26 protein-coding genes are annotated in these 24,870 nt (G+C 66.4%); 3 read left to right on the top strand and 23 right to left on the bottom strand.

Features of this window, described 5'->3' with window-relative positions:
* Window positions 1-2 precede the first annotated feature (2 nt).
* From tsaB to glmS, 5 genes are all read right to left on the bottom strand, one after another.
* Window positions 3-635 (bottom strand): tRNA (adenosine(37)-N6)-threonylcarbamoyltransferase complex dimerization subunit type 1 TsaB, encoded by a 633-nt coding sequence (gene tsaB, locus E3O62_RS07055; protein WP_134397988.1) that lies wholly within the window; start codon window positions 633-635, stop codon window positions 3-5.
* A 126-nt stretch (window positions 636-761) separates the two neighbouring features.
* Entirely contained in the window at window positions 762-1,283 is a 522-nt protein-coding gene (gene tsaE, locus E3O62_RS07050; RefSeq protein ID WP_134397987.1) for a tRNA (adenosine(37)-N6)-threonylcarbamoyltransferase complex ATPase subunit type 1 TsaE, read from the bottom strand.
* Window positions 1,283-2,461 (bottom strand): alanine racemase, encoded by a 1,179-nt coding sequence (gene alr / locus E3O62_RS07045; protein WP_134397986.1) that lies wholly within the window; start codon window positions 2,459-2,461, stop codon window positions 1,283-1,285. The genes tsaE and alr overlap by 1 nt, the downstream gene beginning before the upstream one ends.
* Window positions 2,458-2,814: a holo-ACP synthase gene (locus E3O62_RS07040; RefSeq protein ID WP_134395115.1), complete on the bottom strand. Its 357-nt coding sequence runs from the start codon at window positions 2,812-2,814 to the stop codon at window positions 2,458-2,460. The genes alr and E3O62_RS07040 overlap by 4 nt, the downstream gene beginning before the upstream one ends.
* Window positions 2,815-2,873: 59 nt before the next feature.
* Entirely contained in the window at window positions 2,874-4,724 is a 1,851-nt protein-coding gene (glmS, locus tag E3O62_RS07035; protein ID WP_134395116.1) for a glutamine--fructose-6-phosphate transaminase (isomerizing), read from the bottom strand.
* Window positions 4,725-4,757: 33 nt separating this feature from the next.
* Between glmS and coaA the strand changes: the two genes are divergently transcribed.
* Window positions 4,758-5,714, top strand: coding sequence for a type I pantothenate kinase (gene coaA, locus E3O62_RS07030; protein WP_134395117.1), 957 nt, complete (start codon window positions 4,758-4,760; stop codon window positions 5,712-5,714).
* A 291-nt stretch (window positions 5,715-6,005) separates the two neighbouring features.
* Here coaA and glmM read toward each other — a convergent pair whose 3' ends face one another.
* The 4 genes from glmM to E3O62_RS07005 form a co-directional block, all read right to left on the bottom strand.
* The gene (gene glmM / locus E3O62_RS07020) at window positions 6,006-7,367 is read right to left on the bottom strand and encodes a phosphoglucosamine mutase (RefSeq protein ID WP_134397984.1); all 1,362 of its coding nucleotides are present in this window, start codon (window positions 7,365-7,367) and stop codon (window positions 6,006-6,008) included.
* Between the two features lie 21 nt (window positions 7,368-7,388).
* Window positions 7,389-7,874, bottom strand: coding sequence for a 30S ribosomal protein S9 (gene rpsI / locus E3O62_RS07015; RefSeq protein ID WP_104100939.1), 486 nt, complete (start codon window positions 7,872-7,874; stop codon window positions 7,389-7,391).
* 49 nt (window positions 7,875-7,923) lie between these two features.
* Complete coding sequence (rplM, locus tag E3O62_RS07010; RefSeq protein WP_134363342.1) at window positions 7,924-8,370, bottom strand: 50S ribosomal protein L13; 447 nt, start codon at window positions 8,368-8,370, stop codon at window positions 7,924-7,926.
* A gap of 169 nt (window positions 8,371-8,539) precedes the next feature.
* Window positions 8,540-9,373 carry a tRNA pseudouridine(38-40) synthase TruA gene (locus tag E3O62_RS07005; protein WP_104171773.1) on the bottom strand — a complete coding sequence of 278 codons (834 nt, stop codon included), beginning with the start codon at window positions 9,371-9,373 and terminating at the stop codon, window positions 8,540-8,542.
* Between the two features lie 196 nt (window positions 9,374-9,569).
* Between E3O62_RS07005 and E3O62_RS07000 the strand changes: the two genes are divergently transcribed.
* A complete protein-coding gene (locus E3O62_RS07000) occupies window positions 9,570-11,480 on the top strand; it encodes an acyltransferase family protein (protein WP_241973356.1) in 1,911 nt (636 codons plus the stop codon).
* A 55-nt stretch (window positions 11,481-11,535) separates the two neighbouring features.
* On the opposite strand, the gene E3O62_RS06995 is transcribed toward E3O62_RS07000, so the two are convergent.
* From E3O62_RS06995 to E3O62_RS06950, 10 genes are all read right to left on the bottom strand, one after another.
* On the bottom strand, window positions 11,536-12,591 hold the full coding sequence (locus tag E3O62_RS06995; RefSeq protein ID WP_134397982.1) for a GNAT family N-acetyltransferase: 1,056 nt from the start codon (window positions 12,589-12,591) through the stop codon (window positions 11,536-11,538).
* 132 nt (window positions 12,592-12,723) lie between these two features.
* On the bottom strand, window positions 12,724-13,239 hold the full coding sequence (gene rplQ, locus E3O62_RS06990) for a 50S ribosomal protein L17 (protein ID WP_134397981.1): 516 nt from the start codon (window positions 13,237-13,239) through the stop codon (window positions 12,724-12,726).
* 46 nt (window positions 13,240-13,285) lie between these two features.
* Window positions 13,286-14,275, bottom strand: a complete 990-nt coding sequence (locus E3O62_RS06985; protein ID WP_134365630.1) for a DNA-directed RNA polymerase subunit alpha — start codon at window positions 14,273-14,275, stop codon at window positions 13,286-13,288.
* A gap of 184 nt (window positions 14,276-14,459) precedes the next feature.
* Window positions 14,460-14,858, bottom strand: a complete 399-nt coding sequence (gene rpsK, locus E3O62_RS06980) for a 30S ribosomal protein S11 (RefSeq protein WP_022883249.1) — start codon at window positions 14,856-14,858, stop codon at window positions 14,460-14,462.
* A gap of 44 nt (window positions 14,859-14,902) precedes the next feature.
* Complete coding sequence (rpsM, locus tag E3O62_RS06975) at window positions 14,903-15,277, bottom strand: 30S ribosomal protein S13 (RefSeq protein ID WP_104100946.1); 375 nt, start codon at window positions 15,275-15,277, stop codon at window positions 14,903-14,905.
* A gap of 151 nt (window positions 15,278-15,428) precedes the next feature.
* Window positions 15,429-15,542, bottom strand: coding sequence for a 50S ribosomal protein L36 (rpmJ, locus tag E3O62_RS06970; RefSeq protein WP_035834639.1), 114 nt, complete (start codon window positions 15,540-15,542; stop codon window positions 15,429-15,431).
* 66 nt (window positions 15,543-15,608) lie between these two features.
* Entirely contained in the window at window positions 15,609-15,830 is a 222-nt protein-coding gene (gene infA / locus E3O62_RS06965) for a translation initiation factor IF-1 (RefSeq protein ID WP_055965022.1), read from the bottom strand.
* 155 nt (window positions 15,831-15,985) lie between these two features.
* Complete coding sequence (locus E3O62_RS06960; protein ID WP_134397980.1) at window positions 15,986-17,137, bottom strand: mannitol-1-phosphate 5-dehydrogenase; 1,152 nt, start codon at window positions 17,135-17,137, stop codon at window positions 15,986-15,988.
* Window positions 17,134-17,574 (bottom strand): PTS sugar transporter subunit IIA, encoded by a 441-nt coding sequence (locus E3O62_RS06955; protein WP_134395124.1) that lies wholly within the window; start codon window positions 17,572-17,574, stop codon window positions 17,134-17,136. Before E3O62_RS06955 ends, E3O62_RS06960 begins: the two co-directional genes overlap by 4 nt.
* Window positions 17,571-19,046 (bottom strand): PTS mannitol transporter subunit IICB, encoded by a 1,476-nt coding sequence (locus E3O62_RS06950; RefSeq protein WP_134397979.1) that lies wholly within the window; start codon window positions 19,044-19,046, stop codon window positions 17,571-17,573. Before E3O62_RS06950 ends, E3O62_RS06955 begins: the two co-directional genes overlap by 4 nt.
* Window positions 19,047-19,227: 181 nt before the next feature.
* On the opposite strand from E3O62_RS06950, the gene E3O62_RS06945 reads away from it, so the two are divergent.
* Window positions 19,228-21,150 carry a BglG family transcription antiterminator gene (locus tag E3O62_RS06945; RefSeq protein ID WP_134395126.1) on the top strand — a complete coding sequence of 641 codons (1,923 nt, stop codon included), beginning with the start codon at window positions 19,228-19,230 and terminating at the stop codon, window positions 21,148-21,150.
* Window positions 21,151-21,162: 12 nt separating this feature from the next.
* Here E3O62_RS06945 and E3O62_RS06940 read toward each other — a convergent pair whose 3' ends face one another.
* From E3O62_RS06940 to secY, 4 genes are all read right to left on the bottom strand, one after another.
* A complete protein-coding gene (locus tag E3O62_RS06940; RefSeq protein ID WP_134397978.1) occupies window positions 21,163-21,492 on the bottom strand; it encodes a PTS sugar transporter subunit IIB in 330 nt (109 codons plus the stop codon).
* Window positions 21,493-21,960: 468 nt separating this feature from the next.
* Window positions 21,961-22,791, bottom strand: coding sequence for a type I methionyl aminopeptidase (map, locus tag E3O62_RS06935; RefSeq protein WP_134395127.1), 831 nt, complete (start codon window positions 22,789-22,791; stop codon window positions 21,961-21,963).
* A 55-nt stretch (window positions 22,792-22,846) separates the two neighbouring features.
* Window positions 22,847-23,491, bottom strand: a complete 645-nt coding sequence (locus tag E3O62_RS06930) for an adenylate kinase (RefSeq protein WP_174720119.1) — start codon at window positions 23,489-23,491, stop codon at window positions 22,847-22,849.
* Window positions 23,488-24,810, bottom strand: a complete 1,323-nt coding sequence (gene secY, locus E3O62_RS06925; protein WP_104171762.1) for a preprotein translocase subunit SecY — start codon at window positions 24,808-24,810, stop codon at window positions 23,488-23,490. The genes E3O62_RS06930 and secY overlap by 4 nt, the downstream gene beginning before the upstream one ends.
* Window positions 24,811-24,870 lie beyond the last annotated feature (60 nt).

Genomic DNA, 24,870 nt, shown 5'->3' with positions numbered 1-24,870 from the left:
GATCAACTCACCCGTTTCGGGCCGTTGGACACGGTGACATCCGGCGAGCGCAGGTAGAGCGCCGTGTCGGCGGCGAACGGGCGCTGGTGGGCCCACATCAGCTCGGCGACCTGCCCCAGCTCCCCGGCGGACACGGCGACCGCGTCGAAGCGGGGCACCCCAGCATGCGCCCAGTCGGGCTCCCGCAGCACGGCCGGCCGGGCCACGCCAGGACCGTCGACCCGGATCGGAAGACCCACGGCATCCGCCCCACTGTACACAGACCAGTTCACCTCGCGGCGACGGGCATCGGTGACGACGACGAGCGGACCGGTGTGGCCGGCCTGATAGCGGCCGAAGGCGAGCGCATCGTGGCTGACGACGGGCACGAAGGGAACCCCGGCGCCCAACGCGAAGACCCGCGCGGCGGCGATGCCCACCCGGAGGCCGGTGAAGGGGCCGGGACCCATGCCGCCGACCACCGCGGAGAGGCCGCTGATCGGCACGGCCGCGTCGCTGAGGCAGTCGGCGATCAGGCGGCCGACCACCTCGGCGTGGCGCATAGTGTCGTCGGTGGCGTGTTCGGCGATGACGCCTCGGGCGAGATCCACGACCGCGACGCTCGTTCCGGCGGAAGTATCGATGGCGAGAAGCACCTCACCAGCCTATTCGCTGTGTCCAATGCGCTGCGCCGCCGATGTGCTGTGCCGCCGATGCCTGCTCGTCGGCCGCCGTGAACGAATTCGACGGAGATTTTGGGCTCTGGAGCCGAATCGTGCCCGTCATGGGCCTGTCGGAAAGCAATCTCCGTCGAATTCGTTCGGCCAGCGGGGGCCGTGCGGGGTGACCGTGACCGTGCGCGGCTCGTCGAGGTCGAGCACCTCGGCCTCGTCGGCGACGACGGATGTGGCCGCCTGCGAGGCCCCGACGGGCCGTTCGATCTCGATATCGAGCCAGGATTCGGCGATACCGTTGAGCATCCCGCGACCCCACTCGACCACGACGATCGACCGGGCGAAATCGATGTCGAGGTCATCCAGCTCGAGGGCGCTTCCGAGCCGGTAGGCGTCGACGTGCACGAGCGGGGGTCCTCCGATCGTGCTGGGGTGGGTGCGGGCCAGTACGAAGGTGGGGCTGGTGACCGAGCCGCGCACCTGCAGACCCTCCCCCAGGCCGCGGGTGAAGGTCGTCTTTCCGGCGCCGAGGGGCCCGGTCAGCACGATCAGGTCGCCGGCCTGCAGCAGCCCCGCGACCGTGCGGCCGAACTCGTGCATGCTGTCGGCGTCGGGGATGACGGCGCGCATCAGCGCGAACCGCCGCCGGGACGAACGCAGCCACCGGGCCGCGTGCCGCCCGCCGCGCCGTCGACCGCGTTCCGGTAGCTGCGGGTAACCCGGCGACCGATCCGGGTAACGATCTCGTAGTTGATGGTCCCGGCGGCGTCGGCCCAGTCGGTCGCGCTCGGCACACCGGTCTCCGGGTTGCCGAACAGTACGATCTCGTCGCCGACCGTCACGCGTTCCTGGCCGACGCTGACGACGAACTGATCCATCGCGATGCGCCCGACCAGCGGATGCGAGCGTCCAGAGATGTCGACCCACGCGGTTCCGGAGGCCTGGCGGGGCACGCCGTCCGCGTAGCCGAGTGGCACGAGGGCGAGGTAGCCGTCGACCGGTGCCCGCCACAGGTAGTCGTAGGACACCCCGGCCCCCGCAGCCACGCGGCGCACGGCGGCGACGCGCCCCCGCAGCGTCATCGCCGGGATGAGGCCCAAATCCTGCGACGTCTGGTCCGCGAACGGCGACAGACCGTAGATGCCGATACCCACCCGCACCATCGAGAAGCGGGCGGCCGGCACGCGCAGCGCCGCCGCGGTGGACGCCAGGTGGATCAGAGCCGGGGCCAGCCCGGTGCCGGCGGCGAGAGCGACACCGCGTTCGAAGCGCTCGATCGCCTCGGCGTCGTCGACCGGGGACGCATTCGACAGGTGGCTGAAAATACCGGTCACGGTCAGGCGGCCGGCCCGCTCGAGCTGGGCCGCCAGAGCGAACGTCTCGGCCCAGTCCGGTTCGTTCACGCCGTTGCGGTTGAGCCCGGTCTCGAGCTTGAGGTGGACCTCGGCCACGCGACCGAGAGCGGCAGCGGCCTCGGCGACCTGGTGCAGCTGCCGCGCCGAGGACAACCCGAGGGTGATGTTCCGGGTGATGGCGACGGTGAAGTCGGCATCCGGATCGTGCAGCCAGGCCAGGACGGGCGCGTCGATGCCGGCGGCCCGCAGCTCGAGCGCCTCGTCGACGTCGGCCACCCCGAGCCAGTCTGCGCCCGCGGCGAGCGCGGTACGGGCGACCGGCACTGCCCCATGGCCGTAGGCGTTCGCCTTGACGACGGCCATCAGGTGCGGGGTGCCGGCCACCTGCCTGAGGTGCGCGACGTTGGCGTAGACCGCGCCCAGGTCGACGACGGCCTCGCGGTATCCGGTCATGCCCCGCCCTCCGCGACCACGAACGCACAGGCCACCCCGGCGTCGTGGGTCATGGTCAAGTGCACCGTGTCGATGCCGCGGGCCGTCAGTGCCGCCGCGGCAGCCCCGTGAAGCACGAATCCCGGGTTGCCGTGCGCGTCGGTCACGACGTCCATCTCCTGCCAGCTGGCGCCGGCACTGTCGCCGAGCGCTTTGATCAGCGCCTCCTTGGCCGCGAAGCGCGCGGCCAAGGAGTGCATCGGCAACCCGCGCTCGGCTTCCGTGAAGAGCCGGGGAATGAGCCCAGGCGTGCGCAAGACCTGCCGTTCGAAGCGAGCGAGGTCGACGATGTCGACCCCAATGCCCCGGATCATCCGGCAAACCCTTGCACCCTGTGCTGCACCCTCCGGCTACTCCGACTCGAGGACTGGCGCTACTCGACCGTGACGGACTTCGCCAGGTTGCGCGGCTGGTCGACGTCGAGGCCCTTCACCGTGGCGAGCTCCATGGCGAAAATCTGCAGCGGTACGACCGCGAGGAGCGGTTCGAACAGCGGCGAGGCCAGCGGGATGCGGATGACGGTGTCCGCGAACGGCAGCACCGCGACATCCCCTTCTTCGGCGATCGCGATGATGCGCGCGCCGCGGGCCCGGATCTCCTGGATGTTCGAGACCACCTTGGGGTGCAGGTGGGCGGAGCCGCGTGGGCTCGGCACGATGACGAAGACAGGCTGGCCGGGCTCGATCAGCGCGATGGGGCCGTGCTTGAGCTCACCGGCGGCGAAGCCCTCCGCGTGGATGTACGCGAGCTCCTTGAGCTTGAGCGCACCCTCGAGCGCGATCGGGAAACCCACGTGGCGGCCCAGGAACAGCACGGCGCGCGTGTCGGCCATCCAGGTGGCCAGCTCGTGCACGGTCGACTCCTGCAGCAGCGTGGTCGCCAGCTTGTCCGGGATGGCCTGGAGCTCGGCGATCTGCACGGCGCACTCTGCTTCGCTGAGGCTGCCGCGCACCCGGGCCAGGTGCAGGCCGAAGAGGTAGAGGGCGGCGATCTGGGCGGTGAAGCCCTTCGTCGAGGCCACGGCGACCTCCGGGCCGGCGTGGGTGTAGATGACGGCGTCCGACTCGCGGGGGATGGTGGCACCCTGCGTGTTGCAGATCGAGATGGCCTTCGCGCCCGCTTCCCGGGCGAACTTGACCGCCATCAGCGTGTCCATGGTTTCGCCGGACTGGCTGATCGAGATGACCAGGGTCTCAGGGTTCAGCACCGGGTCGCGGTAACGGAACTCGTGGCTGAGTTCGATGTCGACCGGAACCCGGGTCCACTTCTCGATGGCGTACTTGGCGACGTAGCCGGCGTTCGCTGCGGTGCCGCAGGCGACGACCACGATGCGACGGATGCCGGCGAGCACGTCGTCTCCGAATTCGGTCAGCTCGGGAACGACGGCCTGGCCCTCGTGGATGCGCCCGCGCAGGGTGTTGCGCACGGCATCCGGCTGCTCGGAGACCTCCTTGGCCATGAAGCTGGACCAGCCGCCCTTCTCGGACGCGGAGGCATCCCAGGCGATGTCGAACTCTTCGACTTCGACGGCGTTGCCGTCGAAGTCGGTGACGGTGACGAGGTCCGGCGTGATTGTGACGATCTGGTCCTGGCCGATGGCGACCGCGCGGCGGGTGTACTCGACGAAAGCGGCGACGTCGGAGCCGAGGAAGTTCTCTCCGTCGCCCAGGCCGATCACGAGCGGTGAGTTGCGGCGGGCGCCGACGACGATGCCGGGCTGGTCTTGGTGGACGGCGAGCAGGGTGAAGGCCCCGTCGAGGCGGGAGACGACAGCCCGGAACGCTTCGCCCAGGTCGCCGACGCGCTGGTATTCCCGGCCGAGCAGGATCGCGGCGACCTCGGTGTCGGTCTCACTCTCGAAGGTGAATCCCTCCGCGAGGAGTTCGTCCTTGAGCACGGAGAAGTTTTCAATAATTCCGTTGTGGATAAGGGCCAGCTTGCCGTTGTCACCCAGGTGCGGGTGCGCATTCACGTCATTCGGCGCCCCGTGGGTGGCCCACCGAGTGTGTCCGATACCGGTGTTCCCATTATTAATCGGGTTTGCCTCGAGCTCGGCGGCAAGAACGGCCAGTTTGCCCGCCCGCTTAGCGGTATTGAGAGTACCTTCGCTGTCGATGACAGCGATCCCCGCGGAGTCGTACCCCCGGTACTCGAGTCGCCGCAGACCTCCCATCAGGACCTGAACGCTCTTGTTATCTCCGACGTATCCAACGATTCCACACATGACTGCGATATTAGTCCGAGTAAGCTCGGTGAAATGTCCGATCCGGTTGCGAGTCCCTGGAACAACGGCCACAGCACTCCTTTCGTCGAACTGGACCGGGCTGACTGGGCCGCCCTCGCGCCAACCACCCGGCTTCCGCTGCGGGAGACGGAGATCGTGCAGTTGCGGGGGCTGGGTGAGCCGCTCGACCTCAATGAGGTGACGGATGTCTACCTGCCGCTCAGCCGCCTGCTCAACCTCTACGCCGCCGGTGCACGGCAGCTGCACCGCGCCACGAGCGACTTCCTCGGGGAGCGCGCCCAGCGCACGCCGTTCGTGATCGGGGTCGCCGGATCGGTCGCGGTGGGCAAGTCGACCATCGCCCGCTTGCTGAGGGAGCTGCTGGCCCGCTGGGAGGACACCCCGCGGGTCGAACTGGTGACCACCGACGGTTTCCTGCTGCCTAACGCCGAACTCACCCGCCGGGGCCTGATGGACCGAAAAGGGTTCCCGGAGTCCTACGACCGGCGGGCCCTGCTGCGCTTCGTGGCCGCGGTCAAGAGCGGTGCCGCCGAGGTGCGGTCGCCGTTCTACTCACACCTCAGCTATGACATCGTGCCCGACGCCCAGATCGTGGTGCGGCAGCCGGACATTCTGATCGTCGAGGGCCTCAACGTGCTGCAGCCGCCCGGACCCGGCCATGGCCTCGCCGTCAGCGACCTCTTCGACTTCACCGTATACGTGGACGCCCGCACGCAGGACATCGCCCGCTGGTACGAGGAGCGTTTTCTCAAGCTGCAGCGCGGCGCATTCAGCAATCCGAAGTCGTACTTCCACCGGTACGCGAGTATGACCGAGGCCGAGGCGCGGAGCCGGGCCCGGGAAATCTGGACCGAGATCAACGAACCGAACCTGCTGCGAAACATCCGTCCGACCCGCTCTCGGGCGACCCTCGTGCTGCGCAAGGATCCGAACCACTCCGTCTCCAAGGTGCTGCTGCGTAAGGTGTGACCCGCCGTGTGCCACCGCACAGTGTGCTCCGCCGTGTGTCACCGCACGGGCATCCTCGACGTCCGGGCACTCCGGCTGTGAACCAATTCGACGGAGATTTTGGCGAAAAGCCGGTTTCTCTGGCTGTTTCGGAACGATTCGGGCAAAATCTCCGTCGAATTCGTCAGGGGTGCGGGGCAGAGCGGGCGCGCGGGGCGCGGCCGAAAACGAGAGCGCGGGGCCCGCGGCCGAGAACGAGGGTGCGGCCCCGGGTGCGGCCGCGGCCCCGGGTGCGGCCGCGGCGAGAACTCTCTAGAGGGCGAGCTGCAGGCGCACGATGTCGGCCAGCTCGTTTGCGAGCCGGTCGGCGGTGCCCTGATCGGCCGCTTCGACCATGACGCGCACCATGGGCTCGGTGCCCGACGGGCGCAGCAGCACCCGTCCGGTGTCCCCGAGCTCGGCCTCAGCGGCGCGGATAGCCTCCGCGATGACCTCGTTCGATTTCAGCCCGTGATGGTCGATGCCGCGCACGTTGACCAGGATCTGCGGGTAGACCGTCATCACCGAGGCGAGCTCTGCGAGGGTCTTGCCGGTGCGTGCCATTTCGGCGACCAGGTGCAACCCGGTCAGGATGCCGTCACCGGTCGTGGCGAACTTGGTCATGATCACATGACCGGATTGTTCGCCGCCGAGGGACAGCCCGTCGACGTTGAGTTCTTCGAGCACGTATCGGTCGCCGACCTTGGCCTCGATCATGCGGATGTCGTTGGCCGCCATGGCCTTACGCAAACCGAGGTTGCTCATCACCGTGGCCACGAGCGTGCGGTCTTTCAGAACCCCGCGCTCGGCCATGGAGACAGCGAGGATCGCCATGATCTGGTCACCGTCGACGACGTTGCCGTCGCGGTCGACGGCCAGGCACCGGTCCGCGTCGCCGTCGTGGGCGATTCCGACGTCCGCACCGGCCTCGAGGACGGCACGGGAGAGGTTGTCGAGGTGGGTGGAGCCCACCCCGTCGTTGATGTTGTTGCCGTCGGGGTCGGCGCCGATGACCGTGAGCGTGGCACCGGCATCCGTGAAGACCTGCGGCGATACGCCGGCGGCGGCACCGTGCGCGCAGTCGAGCACGACGTGGATGCCGTCCAGGCGGTGCGGCAGCGTTCCGAGCAGGTGCACGACATAGCGGTCCTCGGCGTCCGCGAAGCGGCTGATGCGACCGACGTCTCCGCCGATCGGCGTGAGCATGTCGAGCGACAGATGCTCTTCGATGCGGTCCTCGACGTCGTCGGGAAGCTTGGTTCCCCCGAAGGCAAAGAACTTGATGCCGTTGTCGGGAGCGGGGTTGTGCGAGGCGGAAATCATCACGCCGAAATCTGCGCCGATATCGGCGATCAAGAAAGCCGCGGCTGGAGTCGGAATGACGCCCGCGTCGAGCACGTCCACACCGGAGCTCGCCAGGCCGGCCGCGACCGCGGCCGAAATGAATTCACCGGAGATCCGAGGATCCCGGGCGAGCACCGCGACGGGCCGACGGCCCTCTGCGCGACGCAACTCCGCGCGGCGGCCCTGCGTGAGGACCGCCGCACTGGCCTGGGCGAGGGCCAGAGCCAGGCCAGCCGTGACATCACGGTTGGCCAGACCCCGGACGCCGTCCGTGCCAAACAGTCGAGGCATTTTTCTACGGTGCCAATCGACTTAACGCTTGGAGAACTGAGGAGCCTTACGGGCCTTCTTGAGTCCGGCTTTCTTGCGCTCCTTGACGCGAGCGTCACGGTTGAGGAAGCCGGCCTTCTTGAGGATGGCGCGGTTGTTCTCTTCGTCGATCTGGTTCAGTGAACGAGCGATACCGAGGCGCAGGGCACCGGCCTGGCCGGAGGGGCCACCACCGGTGATGCGGGCGATGACGTCGTAGCTGCCGATGAGGTCGAGCACCTTGAACGGGTCGTTGATGAGCTGCTGGTGCAGCTTGTTCGGGAAGTAGTCCCCGAATTCGCGGCCGTTGACGGTGATCGTGCCGGAGCCGGGGACGATGCGCACGCGGGCGATGGCCTGCTTGCGGCGTCCGACGGCTGCGCCGGGTACGTTGAGGATGGCGCGGGGCGCCTTGGTTACAGTCTCGGTCGGAGTCTCGGTCGAGTAGCTCTCCGGAGCCTGGTCAATCTGATCTGCGATTTTCGCCACGATGGTGTGAATCCTTTTTTCTTAGAGTCGAAAAGTCTGGAGGCCGGCGCTACTGAGCGACTTGGGCGAGGGTGTACGGCTTCGGCTGCTGCGCAGCGTGCGGGTGCTCCGGGCCAGCGTAGACCTTGAGCTTGGCCAGCTGGGCGCGGCCGAGCGTGTTCTTCGGCAGCATGCCACGGATGGCTTTCTCAACCGCACGGGTCGGGTGCTTTTCGAGCATCTCCGAGTAGTTGGTGGCCGTGAGGCCGCCCGGGTAACCGGAGTGGCGGTACGCCATCTTCAAATCGAGCTTCTTGCCGGTGAGGGCAATCTTCTCGGCGTTGACGATGATGACGAAGTCGCCCATATCCATGTGGGGAGAGAACGTTGCCTTGTGCTTCCCGCGGAGGAGAATTGCGGCGTGGCTGGCAAGACGACCGAGCACGATGTCTGTGGCGTCGATGACGACCCAGTCGTGCTGGACTTCGCTTGCCTTGGGAGTGTAAGTGCGCGTCACTATTGAGCTGCTTTCTTGTTCGAACGGAGGTGTTCGTGAATCCCGCTCCGGGTGTGTTCCCAGAGAGGGAACACGATCGATGGAGGGCTCACGTTCGTGTGTCTGGCTGCAACGCACAGACACCAATGAATAACTCTAACGCCGTCGGCCCGGCAGCGCAATTCAACCATCACTCGGTGTCGTCGATGAGCTCCCGGCGAGCGCGGGTTTCGCGGGCCCGCAGGGCGAGCAGTTCGTCGGCCGGATAGCCGACCTGAAGCAGCGTGAGACCCTGGGCGGGCATCACCTTGAACTCGCTGGTGCGGGCCCGCTCGATTCGGAGGTCGACCAGACGGTCCCCGGACAGCCGCCCCTCCCCCACCGCGACGCAAGCCCCGACCAGCGCGCGCACCATACTGTGGCAGAAGGCGTCAGCCTGAACGGATGCGACGAGCACACCATCCGGATCGCGGTACCAGCGGAACTCCTGCAGGGTGCGGATCGTGGTGGCCCCGGGCCGCGGCTTGCAGTAGGTGGCGAAATCGTGCAGGCCGATCAGCGTCGCGGCAGCCGCGTCCATGGCGTCCACGTCGAGGGCGAAGCCGTGCCAGGTGGTACGGAACCGCTGCAGCGGGTCGTGCCCGACGACGGAGTCGGCGATCCGGTACTCGTAGCGCCGGTACAGCGCGGAGAACCGGGCGTCGAACCCGGGCGGGGCGAGCACGGAGGATGTGATCACGATCTCGGGCTGGGTGACGAGGATGCCGCTGAGCCGCCGCTGCACCATGACCGCCAGGGGTGTCGGGGGCCGCCCCTTGCCGCGGGAGATGCGCACGAGGCCGTCGGCCTGGTCGGGGTTCAGATCGAAGTGGGCGACCTGCCCGGTCGCGTGCACACCGGCATCCGTTCTCCCGGCCACGGTCAGGATCGGGGTCGGCGGGTGGCTGTGCAGGATGCCGGCCAGTCCGGCCTCGATCTGACCCTGCACGGTGCGGAGGCCCGGCTGCGTCGCCCAGCCGCTCATGCCGGTGCCGTCATAGGCGATGTCGAGCCTGATCCGGGTGGTGCCCGCTGCTTGGGTCTCGTCGGGCGCCGGGGGAAGAATCACGGAGGTAAGTGTACGGTCCGGTCCGGGTTATCGTAGAACCCGGGCTTCGGTCCCCACCTGTCATGAAAATTTGCCGCCCCCGCCCTCTGACGCTCATCCGTACTCCGTGAACGTGCCCACCAAACGCCTGGCCGGTCTCGACGGCCTGCGTGGTATCGCCGTGGTTCTGGTCGTGGTGTTCCACTTCTTCCCCGCGGTCCTTCCCGGCGGATTCATCGGGGTCGACGTCTTCTTCGTGATCAGCGGGTTCCTGATCACGGGCCTCCTCATCACCGAACGAGACGAAACCGCGCGGATCGCGCTCGGTCGTTTCTGGAAACGGCGGGCGCTGCGCCTGGTGCCGCCACTGGTCCCGCTGGTGCTGATCCTGTGCACTGCCGCCTGGCTGATCGGCGGCGACGTGCTGGTGGGCCTCGGCTGGCAGCTGCTCGGCGCGATCACCTTCGGCTACAACTGGGTGTCGATCGCCGGGTCGGCGAGCTATTTCAGCGCCACGGCGCCGGAACTGTTCCGCAATCTGTGGTCGCTGGCGGTGGAGGAGCAATTCTACCTGATCTGGCCGTTCGCTCTCCTCGGCCTGCTGCTGGTGAGGAGCGGCCGGCTCCGCCTGGCACTCGTCGCCGGTCTGGCCCTGGCCTCTGCCGTCTGGATGGGGCTACTGTACGACCCCGCCGACCCCACCCGGGTGTACTACGGCTCGGACACGCACAGCTTCGGGCTCTTCACGGGTGCCGCGCTCGCGCTGCTGCTGCGCCGTTCGGGCCTCCCGGGCGACACGGCACCCCGCCTCGCCGCCCTGCGCGACCGCTGGCGGCCGTGGCTGGGTCGGCTCGCCCTGGCCGGGGTGCTGGCGGCGGCGTTCGCCCTGCCCGACACCGGCCTGGCGACCTATCGAGGCGGACTGATGCTGGTGAGCCTGCTGACCGCGGTCGTAATCTGGGCGGCCGTGCGCGGGCCCGGCTTCGGCCCGGCGCTGGACACCGCGCCGCTGCGCTACCTGGGTGAACGCTCCTACGGCATCTATCTGTGGCACTGGCCGGTGCTCGTGCTCGCTCAGGGGGCGTGGCCGGTGGCCGCCGCATCACCGACCGTGCTGACGAGCATCGGAGTCGGGGTGCTGGCGGGCGCGCTAACGCTGCTGGCGGCCGGTGCGTCGTACCGCTGGCTGGAACTTCCCGTGCGCACGAAGGGCGTGCGCGGCAGCATCCGTCGCCTGCGGCAGAGCACGAGCGGCGCGCGCACGATCCGCACGCCCGGCAGGCTCGTCTGGTTCGGCCTGTTCGGCGCCGCCGCGCTGTTCCTGGCGACCGGCACGATCGCGGCCCTGCTCACCGCTCCCGCCCAGACGAGCGCGCAGAGCGAGATCGAACGCGGCCAGAAGGCACTGGATGCTGCGCAGCGGCAGGCCGTGCAGAACGCACGGCGCGCGTCCCGGCCGGCCGCCAGCGCCATCGAACGCGCGGCACCCGGGGACCTGATCACGGCCGTGGGCGATTCGGTGATGCTCGCCTCGGCCCCCGAGCTGCAGGCCGGCTTCCCGGGGATCGCGATCGATGCCACCGTCTCTCGGGGCATGGGGGCTGCCCCCGACATCCTGGCCACCCAAGCCGAGGCCGGCGCGCTCCGGCCGGTGGTCGTCGTGGGCCTCGGCACCAACGGGCCGATCCGTTCGAGTCAGCTGGCGGCCATCCGCGCGGTGATCGGTCCGGACCGGGAGCTGATCCTGGTCACTGCCTTCGCCGAACGTGACTGGACGGCCGGGGTGAACGCCAGCCTGGCCGAGTACGCGGCCCGGCACCGCGCGGTCGAGCTGGCCGATTGGAGCACGGCGATCGCCTCGCACACGGATGTGCTCGCAAACGACAATATCCATCCCGGTCCGGCCGGCGGTCGGATCTATGCCGACGTCATTCGGGCCGCTCTGGAACGGCTGGCCCAGCCGCCGCCGCAGCCGGGCCTCGAGGCGTATCGCCTGCCCGACCCTGCCGGGTCACCCTCTCTCCGGCCGCCGCTGCTGCCGTGACAAAGTCCGGGTCGGCCGGGTCGGCCGGGTCGGCGGGTGCGGGACCCGGGTGGGACTAAAGCTCAATGGTGAAGGCGAGACTGCGGGTGGTGGGCGTGAAACCCATGCCGAGGTACAGGTTCAGCGCGCCGGTGGGACTTTCGGAGTCGACGACCAGGGTCGCCCGGGCCAGACCCTCGGCGCGTGCGGCACGCAGATGCAGGCCCAGCAGGGTCCGCGCGATGTGTTTGCCCCGCCAACCGTCGATGACGCCGACGAGGTCGACGTGGCTGCCGGTGTAGCCCTGGTTCAGCCAGTCGTCCTCGTTGACCGTGGCCAGGGTGAAGCCCACGACCTTCGGGGTGCCGTCGGGGCCGGTCGCGAGGGCCAGGTATGAGAGGTCGGGGCGGAATTTGCGACTCGTCACGAAGGAGTCCCAGGCATCGTCGCTCATCGGTTGGCTGGCCCAGTGATCCCGGAACGACGAGTCGCGCGCTTCGTGAACGGCCGCAGAGAACTCCGTGGTGAATCGGATGACGCGAATGTCAACCGGAAGGTCGATCTCGGGGACCGGCTCGTCGAGGCGCCGCTCGAGGGACTGGAAGTACCGGGCGCACTCCATGCCGAGGCGCCGGAACAGACGGATGCTGCGGTACGCGGTCTCCTCGGTGTACGCGAGGATCCAGCGTGGAATCGAGGGATCGTCGGTGGCGAGCTGCTGCTCGGCCCGGTCCAGCTGCCACGCGAGCAGCTCGCGGCCGATTCCGCGTCCGCGGTAGTCGGGGTGAACCCCGCCGACCAGGATCGCGCGGGCCAGCGTCTCGCGCCGCGGCGGCGCCATCACCATCCCCATCGCCACGAGGGTGCCGTCGGCGGTGAACCCGATCAGGGAATCCTGCTCCGGATGGAAGTACGACAGGCCGAAGTCTCGCTCGATGCCCTCCCGCGTCGTCAGGTGGTACGGATGGTCCGCCTTGCCGACCGCTCGGGTGAGTTGCCACAGGTCGTCGGCGTCCGACACCGTTGCCGGACGCCACCGGGCGATCTCAGGGTGGGCGGGCCCCGGCGCGTCGGGCGGCAGGGCCGCACGGCGCCGCGGACCCTGATTTTGGGTTCCGGTCAGGCGTTCCATGGCGAGTATCGTAGCCGGGGCCCCGCGAGGGCGCTAGCCCGTCGCCGGGGCACAAAAAGAGGGGCCCGACCGAAGTCGGGCCCCTCTCAATTCAACACAGCGATTCAGCTGAGCCGATACAGCGCAGAGTGCCTACTTGGATTCCTCAGCGGCAGCGACATCATCCTCGACGACGTCAGCTTCGTCAGCAGCATCCTCGACGACGACCTCGGCCGGAGCGTCGGCAACGGGCGCTGCCGCGGCGGGCTTGGAAGCAGCCTTGGCGGAGGAGCGCTTGACCTTCGGGGTGACGGGCTCGAGAACGAGCTCCATCTGCACCATCGAAGCGTTGTCGCCCTTGCGGAAGCCGAGCTTCGTTATGCGGGTGTAACCACCCTCACGAAGGGCAACCTGAGGTGCGATCTCGGTGAAGAGCTCATGCACGACGGTCTTGTCGCCGATGGTGGCAAGCACGCGACGACGGGCGTGCAGGTCACCCTTCTTTGCGAAGGTGATCAGTCGCTCGGCGACCGGACGCAGGCGCTTGGCGCGCGTCTCGGTCGTCTTGATGGACTTGTGGGTGAATAGGGATGCGGCCAGGTTGGCGAGCATGAGGCGCTCGTGGGCCGGTCCGCCTCCGAGGCGGGCTCCCTTAGTGGGCGTAGGCATTGGTTATCTCCAGTATCAAAGTCGAAAGTCAGTCTGAACGACTGCTTTAGATGGTTTCTTCGTCGTAGCCGCTGTAGAAGTGGGCGCCGTCGAATCCGGGCACCGAGTCCTTCAGGGACAGGCCGAGCTCAACGAGCTTGTCCTTGACCTCATCCACCGACTTCTGTCCGAAGTTGCGGATGTTCATCAGCTGGGTCTCCGAGAGGGCGACCAGTTCGCTGACGTTGTTGATGCCCTCGCGCTTGAGGCAGTTGTACGAGCGCACCGACAGATCGAGGTCTTCGATCGGAATCGACAGCTCGGTCGACAGCACGGCATCGACCGGCGCCGGGCCGATTTCGATGCCCTCGGCGGCGGTGTTCAGCTCACGGGCCAGACCGAACAGCTCGGTCAGCGTGCGACCGGCGGATGCGATGGCGTCGCGAGGCGAAATCGCCGACTTGGTCTCCACGTCGACGACGAGGCGGTCGAAGTCGGTGCGCTCACCGGCACGAGTTGCCTCGACGCGGTAGGTCACCTTGAGCACGGGCGAGTAGATCGAGTCGACCGGAATCTGGCCGGCCTCGGAGTACTCGTTGCGGTTCTGGGTGGCCGACACGTAGCCGCGGCCGCGTTCGATGGTCAGTTCGAGTTCGAACTTGGCCTTGTCGTTCAGCGTGGCGATGACCAGCTCGGGGTTGTGCACCTCGACACCGGCCGGAGCCGAGATGTCGGCGGCCGTGACCTGGCCGGCACCCTGCTTGCGTAGGTACGCGGTGATGGGCTCGTCGTGCTCGCTAGAGATGACGAGGCCCTTGATGTTGAGGATGATCTCGGTGACGTCTTCCTTGACACCGGGAACGGTGCTGAACTCGTGCAGCACACCGTCGATCCGGATGCTGGTGACAGCGGCTCCGGGGATCGATGACAGGAGGGTGCGGCGCATCGAGTTGCCGAGGGTGTAACCGAAACCAGGCTCAAGAGGTTCGATGACGAACCTGGATCGGAACTCCGAGATGTTCTCTTCGGTGAGCGTGGGGCGCTGTGCAATAAGCACTGTTGATTCCTTTCGGCTAAGTGTCCGCTATATGACACTTGCGTGGCGAGGTTTTGAGTTGTGTGTCTCTCGACAAGCCCGACAATCGAGCACATCGTCGAACGAGGGAGGGGTGATGCCCCACGACCCGCCACAGCCGGGCCCGTCTTGTGACGGGCCCGGCCGATGGCGAGATGCCGGTTGGTTAGACGCGACGACGCTTGGGCGGACGGCATCCGTTGTGCGCCTGGGGGGTGACGTCGTTGATCGAACCGACCTCGAGGCCGGCGGCCTGGAGCGAACGGATCGCGGTCTCGCGGCCCGATCCCGGTCCCTTGACGAAGACGTCAACCTTCTTCATGCCGTGCTCCTGCGCCTGGCGGGCAGCCGACTCGGCAGCCAGCTGTGCGGCGAACGGGGTCGACTTGCGCGAACCCTTGAAGCCGACTCCACCCGAGGACGCCCAGCTGATGACCGCACCGGTGGTGTCAGTGATCGAGACGATGGTGTTGTTGAAGGTGCTCTTGATGTGGGCCTGGCCCACAGCGACGTTCTTCTTTTCTTTCTTGCGCGGCTTCCGAACGGCCGACTTTGGTGCTGCCATGAATTTCTCCTGAGTCCTAAAGGCGAGACGGGCCAGGCCGAGGCCTAGCGCGCCTTCTTCTTGCCGGCTACGGTGCGCTTCGGGCCCTTGCGGGTGCGAGCGTTGGTCTTGGTGCGCTGGCCGCGAACGGGCAGGCCCTTGCGGTGGCGGATGCCCTCGTAGCTGCCGATCTCGACCTTGCGACGGATGTCAGCGGCAACCTCACGGCGGAGGTCACCCTCAACCTTGAAGGTTCCTTCGATGTAGTCACGGAGGGCGACGAGCTGCTCGTCACTCAGGTCCTTGACTCGGATGTTTCCATCGATTTCAGTGTCGGCGAGGGTCTTGAGTGCCCTCGTGCGGCCAACACCAAAGATGTAAGTCAGTGCAACTTCCACGCGCTTATCGCGGGGAATATCAACGCCGGCTAGACGTGCCATTGTGGCTTCTCCTGTATATGAGTGGAGGTCTGTGACAGTGCCTGTTCATCGGCCTCCAACCGATGGTGTCCCCTCGAAGGGTTCCCGGCACTGCTATTTTCTGTATTCAGTTGCATCTCGTCCGACTCGACCGTGATCGAGCCTGTCGAGATCAGCCCTGACGCTGCTTGTGACGAGGGTTCTCGCAGATGACCATCACGTTGCCATTACGGCGGATGACCTTGCACTTGTCGCAGATCTTCTTGACGCTGGGCTTGACCTTCATGGTGTGTCCTTGTATTCGCTGTCTTCGTACCCCAGGAACGCCTCGGGCCGTTACTTACAGCACTCTCTACTTGTAGCGGTAAACGATCCGGCCGCGAGTCAGGTCGTACGGGCTCAGCTCCACGATCACGCGATCCTCCGGGAGGATACGGATGTAGTGCTGACGCATCTTGCCTGAAATGTGGGCAAGAACTTTGTGGCCGTTGCTCAACTCGACGCGAAACATCGCGTTGGGAAGAGCTTCGACTACCGCGCCCTCGATTTCGATGACACCGTCTTTTTTGGCCATAACTCACTATCGCTAGGGTATTGATTGCTGGTCGTGCGTGGATTGTGGTGCACTGGTACGCCGCATACGTGCGCGCAAGACACCAAGGATTTACTCTATGGTACGGAGTTGCCTTTTGGCAATTCTTCCCTATAATCCCTCGCGGGATTCTCCGCTCAGAGGGCCTTCTGCACCGCGGCCACGACCAGGACCACGTCGGCGAACAGCGGATGCGCGGCGTCCAGGCCACACACCGACGCGGTGAACGATTCGGCCGTCTCGGCGCGCAGCATCCGTTGCAGCAGGGCGCTCTGCTCATCGTCGGCGACGTCGAACCGGAGTGCGGCTTCGACGGCTGCGAGCAGCGCGACCGGGCGGGTGCCGTGTTCGGCGATCTCGGCGGCAGGGCCGATGAACCGTTCGTGGCGGCTGAGCTTACGCAGCGGCTGGCGGCCGACGCGCTCTACCGTGTCGGGCAGGGACGGGTTGGCGAAGCGCACCAGGATCTTCTCCCGGTAGGCGCGCTGGGCGTCCACGTCGAGGCCGTGCTTGGCCACGAGCAGGGCCGAGGTTTCCTCGAGCACCGCTCGGACGCCGTCCAGCACCGCCGGCACCAGGAGCGCGTCGGAGATCTTGGAAGCCCCGGCAACACCGCCGAGATAGGCGACGGTCGCGTGTCCGGTATTCACCGTGAACAGCTTGCGCTCGATGTAGGGCGCGAGATTGTCGACGAAAGTGGCACCCGGGATGACCGGCACGGCGCCGTTGAAGGCGCCCTGCTCGATAACCCACTCGTAGAAGGCCTCGACGGTTACGTCGATGCCGGCACCCTCGGCCTGGCCGGGCACGATGCGGTCGACTGCCGTGTTGGCGAAGACGACGCGCTCGGCCACAGCCGCTCGTTCCGGCTCCGGCACGTTGGCCCAGACCTGTTCGGCGAGGACATCCGTAGCGTTGATGGCGTTCTCGCACGCCATCACGGCCAGGGGTGGCAAATCGGCCGACCGCCGCCCCAGTCCGGCCGCGATGACCGGAGCCACGAAGCGGAGGACGGTGGGGCCGACCGCGGTGGTGACGATATCGGCCGTCGCGATCTCGTCGATCAGTTCGGCCTCATCCGTGACGCTGTTGATGGCCCGGAAAGTGTCGACCACGCGGGTGGTCGACACGTCCCCTGCCTCGTGCACGGCGTAGCTGCCGGCAGCCTGCAAAGCGTCTATCAGGGAGACATTCACATCGGCGAAGACAACCTCGTATCCGGCATCGTGAAGCAGGAGGCCGACAAATCCGCGGCCGATGTTCCCTGCACCGAAGTGAATGGCCTTCATTCTGCGTTTACCTCCTCGAGGAGCATGAAGATGTCCTCTGCTGTGACGGCGTCAATCAATTTCTGCACTTCGTCCTCGTCCGAGAAGACGATCGCGATCTTCTGCAGGATTTCGAGGTGCTCATTGTTGAGCCCCGCGATCCCGACGGCGAAACGCACCTGCTGGCCGTTCCAATCGATCGGTTCGGCGTAACGCACGAGCGACAGAGCCGACCGGACGATCGACTCCTTGGCGTCGTTGGTCCCGTGCGGGATCGCCAGGAAATTTCCCATGTAGGTCGACACGCTGGCTTCGCGGTCGAACATCGAGTCGACGTAGTCTTCGCGCACGGCGCCTGCGGTGACGAGCAGGGCGCCGGCCTCACGGATGGCGCCCTGCTTCGTGGTGGCCGCCCCCGCGGCCACGACGTTGCCCAGTTCCAGAATGCGGTCGGTCATCGCGCTACCTCCTCGGCCGCCTGGCCCTGAATCAGGGCGACGACATCATCGTATTTCGGGCTGTTCATGAAATTCTCGACCGAGACATGCGTCGAGTCAGGAGACTTCGACTGGGCCCGGGCGGTCAGGTCCTGATGCGTGATGACCAGATCGGCCGTGCCGTCGAGGTTCGCGATCGCCTGGTTGGTCACGGTGATTCCGTCGAGACCGGCCTTCTTGATCTTGTTGCGCAGCACCGAAGCGCCCATGGCGCTGGAGCCCATTCCGGCGTCGCACGCGAAGATGATGGTCTTCACACGGCGAGCGGTGGTGGCCGAAGTGCCGGAGGCTCCGAGGCCGCCGAGGATGGTACTGGCCTTGCCCTTGTTTGCTTCGGTCTTGGCGATGGCCTCGGCCATGTCACCGGTGTCGCCGGCGGTCAGGTCGCGCTTGCGGCTGGCACGGAGGATGACGGCTGCGATCAGGAATGACACCGTGGCGGCGCCGATGACGGAGAGGATGACGCCGACGTAGCTGCCCGGGGCGGTCTGGATCAGGATGGCGATGATGCTGCCGGGTGAGGCAGGGGCGCGCAGGCCGGTTGCGAAGGCCACGTTGATGGCGACACCGGTCATGCCGCCGCCGACTGCGGCGAGGAGCAGTGCCGGCTTCATCAGCACGTACGGGAAGTAGATCTCGTGGATGCCGCCGAAGAAGTGGATGATGATGGCGCCCGGTGCGCTGGCCCGTGCGATGCCGACTCCGAAGAAGGAGAACGCGAGCAGGATGCCCAAGCCGGGGCCGGGGTTCGCCTCGAGCAGGAACAGCACCGACTGGCCGTTTTCCGCAACCTGCTGCACACCGATCGGCGTGAGCACGCCATGGTTGATGGCGTTGTTGAGGAACAGGATCTTGCCGGGCTCGATGAAGATGCTGGCGATGGGCAGCAGGCTGTTGGAGACGAGCCAGTCGACGATCATCTCGAGGAAATTGCTGATCCCGGTCACGAGCGGGGCGATTCCGAAGAACGCACCCAGCGCGAGGATCATGCCGAGGATGCCGGACGCGAAGTTGTCGACCAGCATCTCGAACCCGGGCTTGATCTTGCCGGCCCAGAGGCTGTCAAGCTTCTTCAGCAGGTACGCGGATCCCGGGCCGACGATCATGGCGCCGATGAACATCGGGATCTCGCTGCCCACGATGACACCCATGGTCGCGATCGAGGCGATGACCGCACCACGCGTTCCGTAGACCATCCGGCCACCGGTGTTGGCGATCAGAAGCGGCAGTAAGTACACGATCATCGGTCCGACGAGCGTTTCCAAGGTCGCGTTCGGGGTCCAACCGGTCGGAATGAAGAATGCGGTGATCAATCCCCACGCAATGAATGCAGGGATGTTGGGCATGACCATTCCGCTGAGGAAGGTGCCAAAGCGCTGAACGTGCACACGGGTTCCTCCGCTCTTGGTCTTGGTAGCTGACGTCGTCGTCATTTCTCTGCCTTTCGTAGGGATGCGATGAGGAGTTGCCCCGTCACGTTGCGACTGATTCAAGTCTGATCAAGATGGTCTTGCGGGGCCACCAGAGACTTTTCCGCACCCCCGGAAATCTCGTGGCAGTTATCCGGCCGGGAGCGGCGTGGGAGACTTACTTTTTACTTGGGAGTTTCATGCGATGAGCGACAAACAGACACGGATGCTGGATTTTCTGTCGCAGACACCGGCCTGGGTCACCGCCGGCGAGCTTGCCGACCTCCTGGGCGTCACGCCCCGGACCGTGCGCAGCTACGTCACGAACCTGAAACTGGCTGCCGGGCCGCTCGAGATCATCGAGTCGGGTCCGGCCGGGTACCGGCTGGACCTCGAGGCGTTCGCCGTGTACCGCGCCAGGGGGCGCATACACTCGGACGAAGCCGAGACCCCGACGGATCGCCTTTACGCTTTGGTGCGCCGCCTCACGGAGTCCCACGAGGGGCTCGACGTCTACGCTCTGTCCGCCGAGCTGTTCGTCAGTGACTCCACGATCGACTCCGACCTGACCAAGGTGCGGCAGCTACTGCCCGACACCGGGCTCACGCTCACCCGCCACGGCAGCGTGGTCACGCTCGCCGGCTCCGAGACCGACCGGCGGCGGCTGCTCAGCCGGCTGTTCCGCGAGGAGAGTTCGCGCGGTCTGCTCGAACTCGAGGCGATTCAGCGCGAGTTCGCCTCCGAGAGCCTCGGAGAGTTCAAGACGGATCTGATCGCGATGCTCGACTCGCAGGGGTATTTCGTCAACGAGTACGGCACCAACGACGTTCTACTCCATGTCGCCATCGCCATCGACCGGGTCACGAGGCGCACCTCCCCCGTGGTGGCCGAGACCGCGGCATCCGTCGGCTCCCCCGATGCGATGACCCTCGCCCTCTCCGGGCTGATCGTGCGCCACTTCCACGTCGAACTGGGTGCCGGTGACCTCGACTACATCGCACTCCTGCTCAAGACCCGGGTGATCACCCCCGGGCAGGACCAGCCGGCGCAGGTTCTGATCGAGAGCTTCGTCCGCCCCGAAGATCTCGACGCCGTGCGCCGGATCGTCGGCCAGGCCGGGGACGAGTTCCTGCTGGACCTCGCGGAGGAGAACTTCATCGTGCGGCTCACGCTGCACGTGCGCAACCTGATCAACCGGGCGACCGACCGCTCGTACTCGCACAACCCGCTCACCCGGTCGATCAAGACGTCGTACCCGATGATCTATGAGGTCGCCGTCTACATCGCCAGCCAGTTGCAGCGGCAAGAGCAGATCGTGATCAACGACGATGAGATCGCGTACATCGCGATGCACGTCGGTGCCCACCTTCAGCAACAGTCCCGGCGCGAGGACCTGGTCACGTGCGCCCTGATCTGCCCGAACTATTACGACATGCACGTGCTGCTGCGCGAACGGATCGAGCGGGTCCTCGGTGACGAGCTCGAAGTTGTGTCGGTGGTCACCCGCAGCGACGTCGACTGGAAGGCCCTGGATGCGAAACTCGTGCTCACCACCATCGAACCGCAGTCGCCGGCCGAGTCCGTCATCGTGATCCAGCCGTTCCTGACCGAGGCCGACATCGACCGCGTGCGGAAGGCCGCGAGCCGCATCCGTCGACTTCGCCGTCGCGCCGACCTCAAGGACGAGCTGCTGCAGTTCTTCGACGAGTCTCTGTTCGCGCACAACTTCCACGCCGCTGACGAGACCGCGATGATCCGCGCTCTCGGCGAACGGATGATCGCACACGGCGATATCGACCAGAGCTACATCGACGGCGCGATCGAGCGCGAGCTCATGTCGTCGACGGCGTTCACGGACAACGTGGCGGTGCCGCACTCGATGTCGATGACGGCAATCCGTACCTCGATCGCCGTCGTGATCAACGACACGCCCATGGCGTGGGGCGAGAACCGGGTCAACGTGGTGGCGATGGTCGCCTTCAGCGCCGCCGGGCGCAAGAGCTTCCAGACCGTCTTCGACCAGTTCGTGGAGGTCTTCTCGGACCGGGCCGACGTGCAACGGCTGGTCAAGCGGTCGGTGGACTTCGCATCCTTCATCGACGAGCTCGTGCACCTGATGGACCAGTAGGCCACCGGTCAGCTACTTTTTCGTTTCGGCCCAGTCACGCGTCTTGTAGGCATAGATCGCGGCATCGAGCGCTTCGTCGCCGTTCTGCGAGGCGAAGACGGTCTCCTCCAGCAGGGCGATGCCGACCCCGGCGTGCACGGCCTGAAGTCGGATTTTCTCAAACCGAGGTGCCAGGTGGGGACCCACCAGAAGCACGTCGATCGGGCCGAGGGAGGCCGGCAGATCGGATTCGCTCCCCGCGAAGACGTGGACATCCAGACCGCGGGCCGCGGCCGTGTGCCGAACCCGATGTGCGACAAAGGCACTGGAGGCGCCAGCACCGCAGACGATGAGAATCTTCATGGAATCGCTCTTTCCCTGAGCCGAGACGGACGGTTTGTCCTCTCCACCATCCTCCCGCCTCCGGAGTCCCGAAGAGACCAGATCCCCTCCCCCGAGTGCGGCTGGTTCGGGCCGGGTGCGGCTACGGGAGCGGGTTCCGATTGCCGCGGGTGAGGGGCGATCGCGGGTGGCGGGTGAGTGGCGATTGGTCCATTTCTCGGACAGGCGAGAAGTTGACCGCAGCGCGGGGCGGATGCGCGCTGCAACCGCCGTCTCGTACGAGTCCGGAGCCCGGGGTCGACTCACCCCGAACGAATTCGACGGAGATTCTGCCCAAAACACCGCTTTCGGGCACGAAAACGGGTGTTTGACCCAAAATCTCCGTCGAATTGGTTTGGCATCGGGCACGGCATTTCGCGTGCGGAACGGCGTCCACGCAGTGCGGTGAGATCCGACGTTTCGAGTGCGGCTGGTTCGGGCCGTGTGCGGCTACGGGAGCGGGACGGGCGTGATGCCGAGCGGGGCCAGCCCCGCAGCGCCGCCGTCGGCGGCGGTGAGCACCCAGATGCCGTCCTTGTGCACGGCCACGCTGTGCTCCCAGTGCGCGGCGGCCAGGCCGTCGCTGGTGGCGACGGTCCAGTCGTCGTCGCGCACGAACGTCTCGATGGATCCCATGACGACCATGGGCTCGATCGCGATCACGAGACCGGGCTTCACGTCCGGACCCTTCTGGCGCACGCGATAGTTGAACACGGGCGGGGCCTCATGCATGGACCGGCCGATGCCGTGACCGACATAGTCGGTGAGGATTCCGTAGTCCCCCTGAGACTCGACGTAGTCTTCGATGGCATCGCCGACCTCGTTGAGGTGACGCGCCACCGCGAGCCGGGCGATCCCGTGCCACAGCGACTGCTCCGTGACGTGCGACAGTTTCTCGCGCTCGGCGACGACCTCGGGCCGGGCCGGGTCCGGAATCACGAAGGAGAAGGCCGCGTCGCCGTTCCAGCCGTCGATGATGGCGCCGCTGTCGATCGACACGATGTCGCCGGCGGCGAGCACGCGAGCCCCCGGGATGCCATGCACGACATCCTCGTTGACAGAGGCGCAGACCGTGTGGTGGTAGCCCTGCTCCAGCTTGAAGTTCGGCAAGCCGCCCCGAGCCACGATGGCCGCCTCGGCGGCCGCGTCGAGCTCGAGGGTGGTCCCACCGACACGGATGGCCGCCCGGGCCGCATCCAGGGATGCGGCCGTGGCCAGTCCGGGCGCGATCATCAACCGCATCTGCGCCGGCGACTTGTAGATGGATCGTCGAAGGCTCATGGTGAAGATCTCTGCAAACTGCTGAGGACGCGCACGCTGGGCGTGCACGACCGGGTTAGGAGGCGCTGGCTGCGTCTCCGCTGGTGACGGGAACGCTGGTGACGGGCGCGCTGGTGACGGGCACGGAGAGTCCGCGCTCGGTCAGTGCCGCAAGGATGCGCCCGGTCACCTCGTCGACGGCGCCGAGGCCGTCGACCGTGACCACGAGACCGCGGGAGGAGTAAACGTCGATCAGAGGAGACGTCTGCTCCTCGTAGACGGAGAGGCGGTGCCGGATGACGTCGGCGGTGTCGTCCGCACGCCCCTGCTCGGCGGCACGTTTGAGGAGTCGGGCGACGACCTCTTCAGTGTCGGCGACGATCAGCACGACGGCGTCGAGTGCGTCACCGTCGGCCTCCAGTATCCGGTCCAGTTCCAGAACCTGTTCCTGCGTGCGCGGGTAGCCGTCCAGCAGGAATCCCCCGGTGGCGTCGGGCTGCTGCAACCGATCGGACACGATCGCGTTGGTGAGGGAATCGGGCACGTACGCGCCGGCATCCATGAACGCCTTGACTTGAAGACCCAGTTCGGTGTCGTTCTTCACGTTGAAGCGGAAGATGTCACCGGTGGAGATGGCCGGAACGTCGAAGGCATCGGACAGGCGCTCGGCCTGGGTTCCCTTGCCCGCGCCGGGCGGGCCGATCAGCAGCAAACGGGTCATCGGAGAAGCCCTTCGTAGTGGCGCTGCTGGAGTTGTGCGTCGATCTGTTTGACCGTCTCGAGTCCGACACCGACCACGATCAGGATGCTGGCGCCACCGAACGGGAAGTTCTGGTCGGCTCCGATCGCGGAGAACGCGATCAGCGGCAGCAGGGCGATCAGGCCCAGGTACAGGGCACCGGGCAGCGTCACCCGGGTGAGAACGAAGTCCAGGTACTCGGCGGTCGGACGACCGGCACGGATGCCCGGGATGAATCCGCCGTACTTCTTCATGTTGTCGGCGACCTCTTCGGGGTTGAAGGTGATCGCGACATAGAAGTAGGTGAATCCGACGATGAGGAGGAAGTACAGCGCCATGTAGAGCGGATCGTTGCCCTGCGTGAGGTTGTTGGTGACCCAGGTGACCCACGCCGCCGGCGCCTGTCCGGCCGCCGGCTGGTTGAACTGCGCGATCAGGGCCGGCAGGTACAGCAGTGACGACGCGAAAATGACGGGCACAACGCCGGCCATGTTCACCTTGATCGGGATATACGTGTTGTTCCCGCCGTAGGTGCGGCGTCCGACCATCCGTTTGGCGTACTGCACCGGGATGCGACGCTGGGACTGCTCGACGAAGACCACGGCAGCGACCACGACCAGACCGACCGCGATCACGATCATCAGGATGTCGAGGCCCTTCTGCTGACCGATGGAGGCGAGCGATCCCGGGAAGAGAGCTGCGATCGAGGTGAAGATCAACAGTGACATGCCGTTGCCGATGCCGCGCTCGGTGATGAGCTCACCCATCCACATGATCAGGCCGGTGCCGGCGGTCATGGTGATGACCATGAGCATGATGGCGTACCAGGCGTCATTGGTGAGCAGCTGCGAGCACTCGGCGCTGGCGGACGTGCCGTAGAGTGCTCCGCTGCGGGCCACCGTGATCAGCGTCGTCGACTGAAGGATCGCGAGGGCGATGGTGAGGTACCGCGTGTACTGAGTGAGCGTGCCCTGTCCGGACGCGCCTTCCTTGTGTAGTGTCTCAAAATGTGGGATGACCACGCGCAGGAGCTGCACGATGATCGAGGCCGTGATGTACGGCATGATGCCGAGCGCGAAGACCGACAGTTGCAGCAGGGCGCCCCCGCTGAAGAGGTTGACGAGCTCATAGAGGCCGCTGGCGTCCTGGTTCGCCGCCAGACACGATTGAACGTTTCCGAAGTCGACGAAGGGGGCAGGGATGAACGAGCCCAGTCGGAACAGGGCAACAATACCCAGGCTGAACCCGATTTTCCTGCGCAGGTCGGGTGTGCGGAATATCCGCGCGATGGCGCTGAACACAATGCCTCCAGTTAATAACGTGAAAAACGAGCTTGTCGAGACCAGCATCGAAAGATTTCG

This window comes from Cryobacterium sp. TMT2-15-1 (genome assembly GCF_004402345.1).
Lineage (GTDB): Bacteria > Actinomycetota > Actinomycetes > Actinomycetales > Microbacteriaceae > Cryobacterium > Cryobacterium sandaracinum.
Note: the sequence above shows the minus strand (reverse complement) of the source record. Positions and strands in the feature narration are given on the sequence as shown.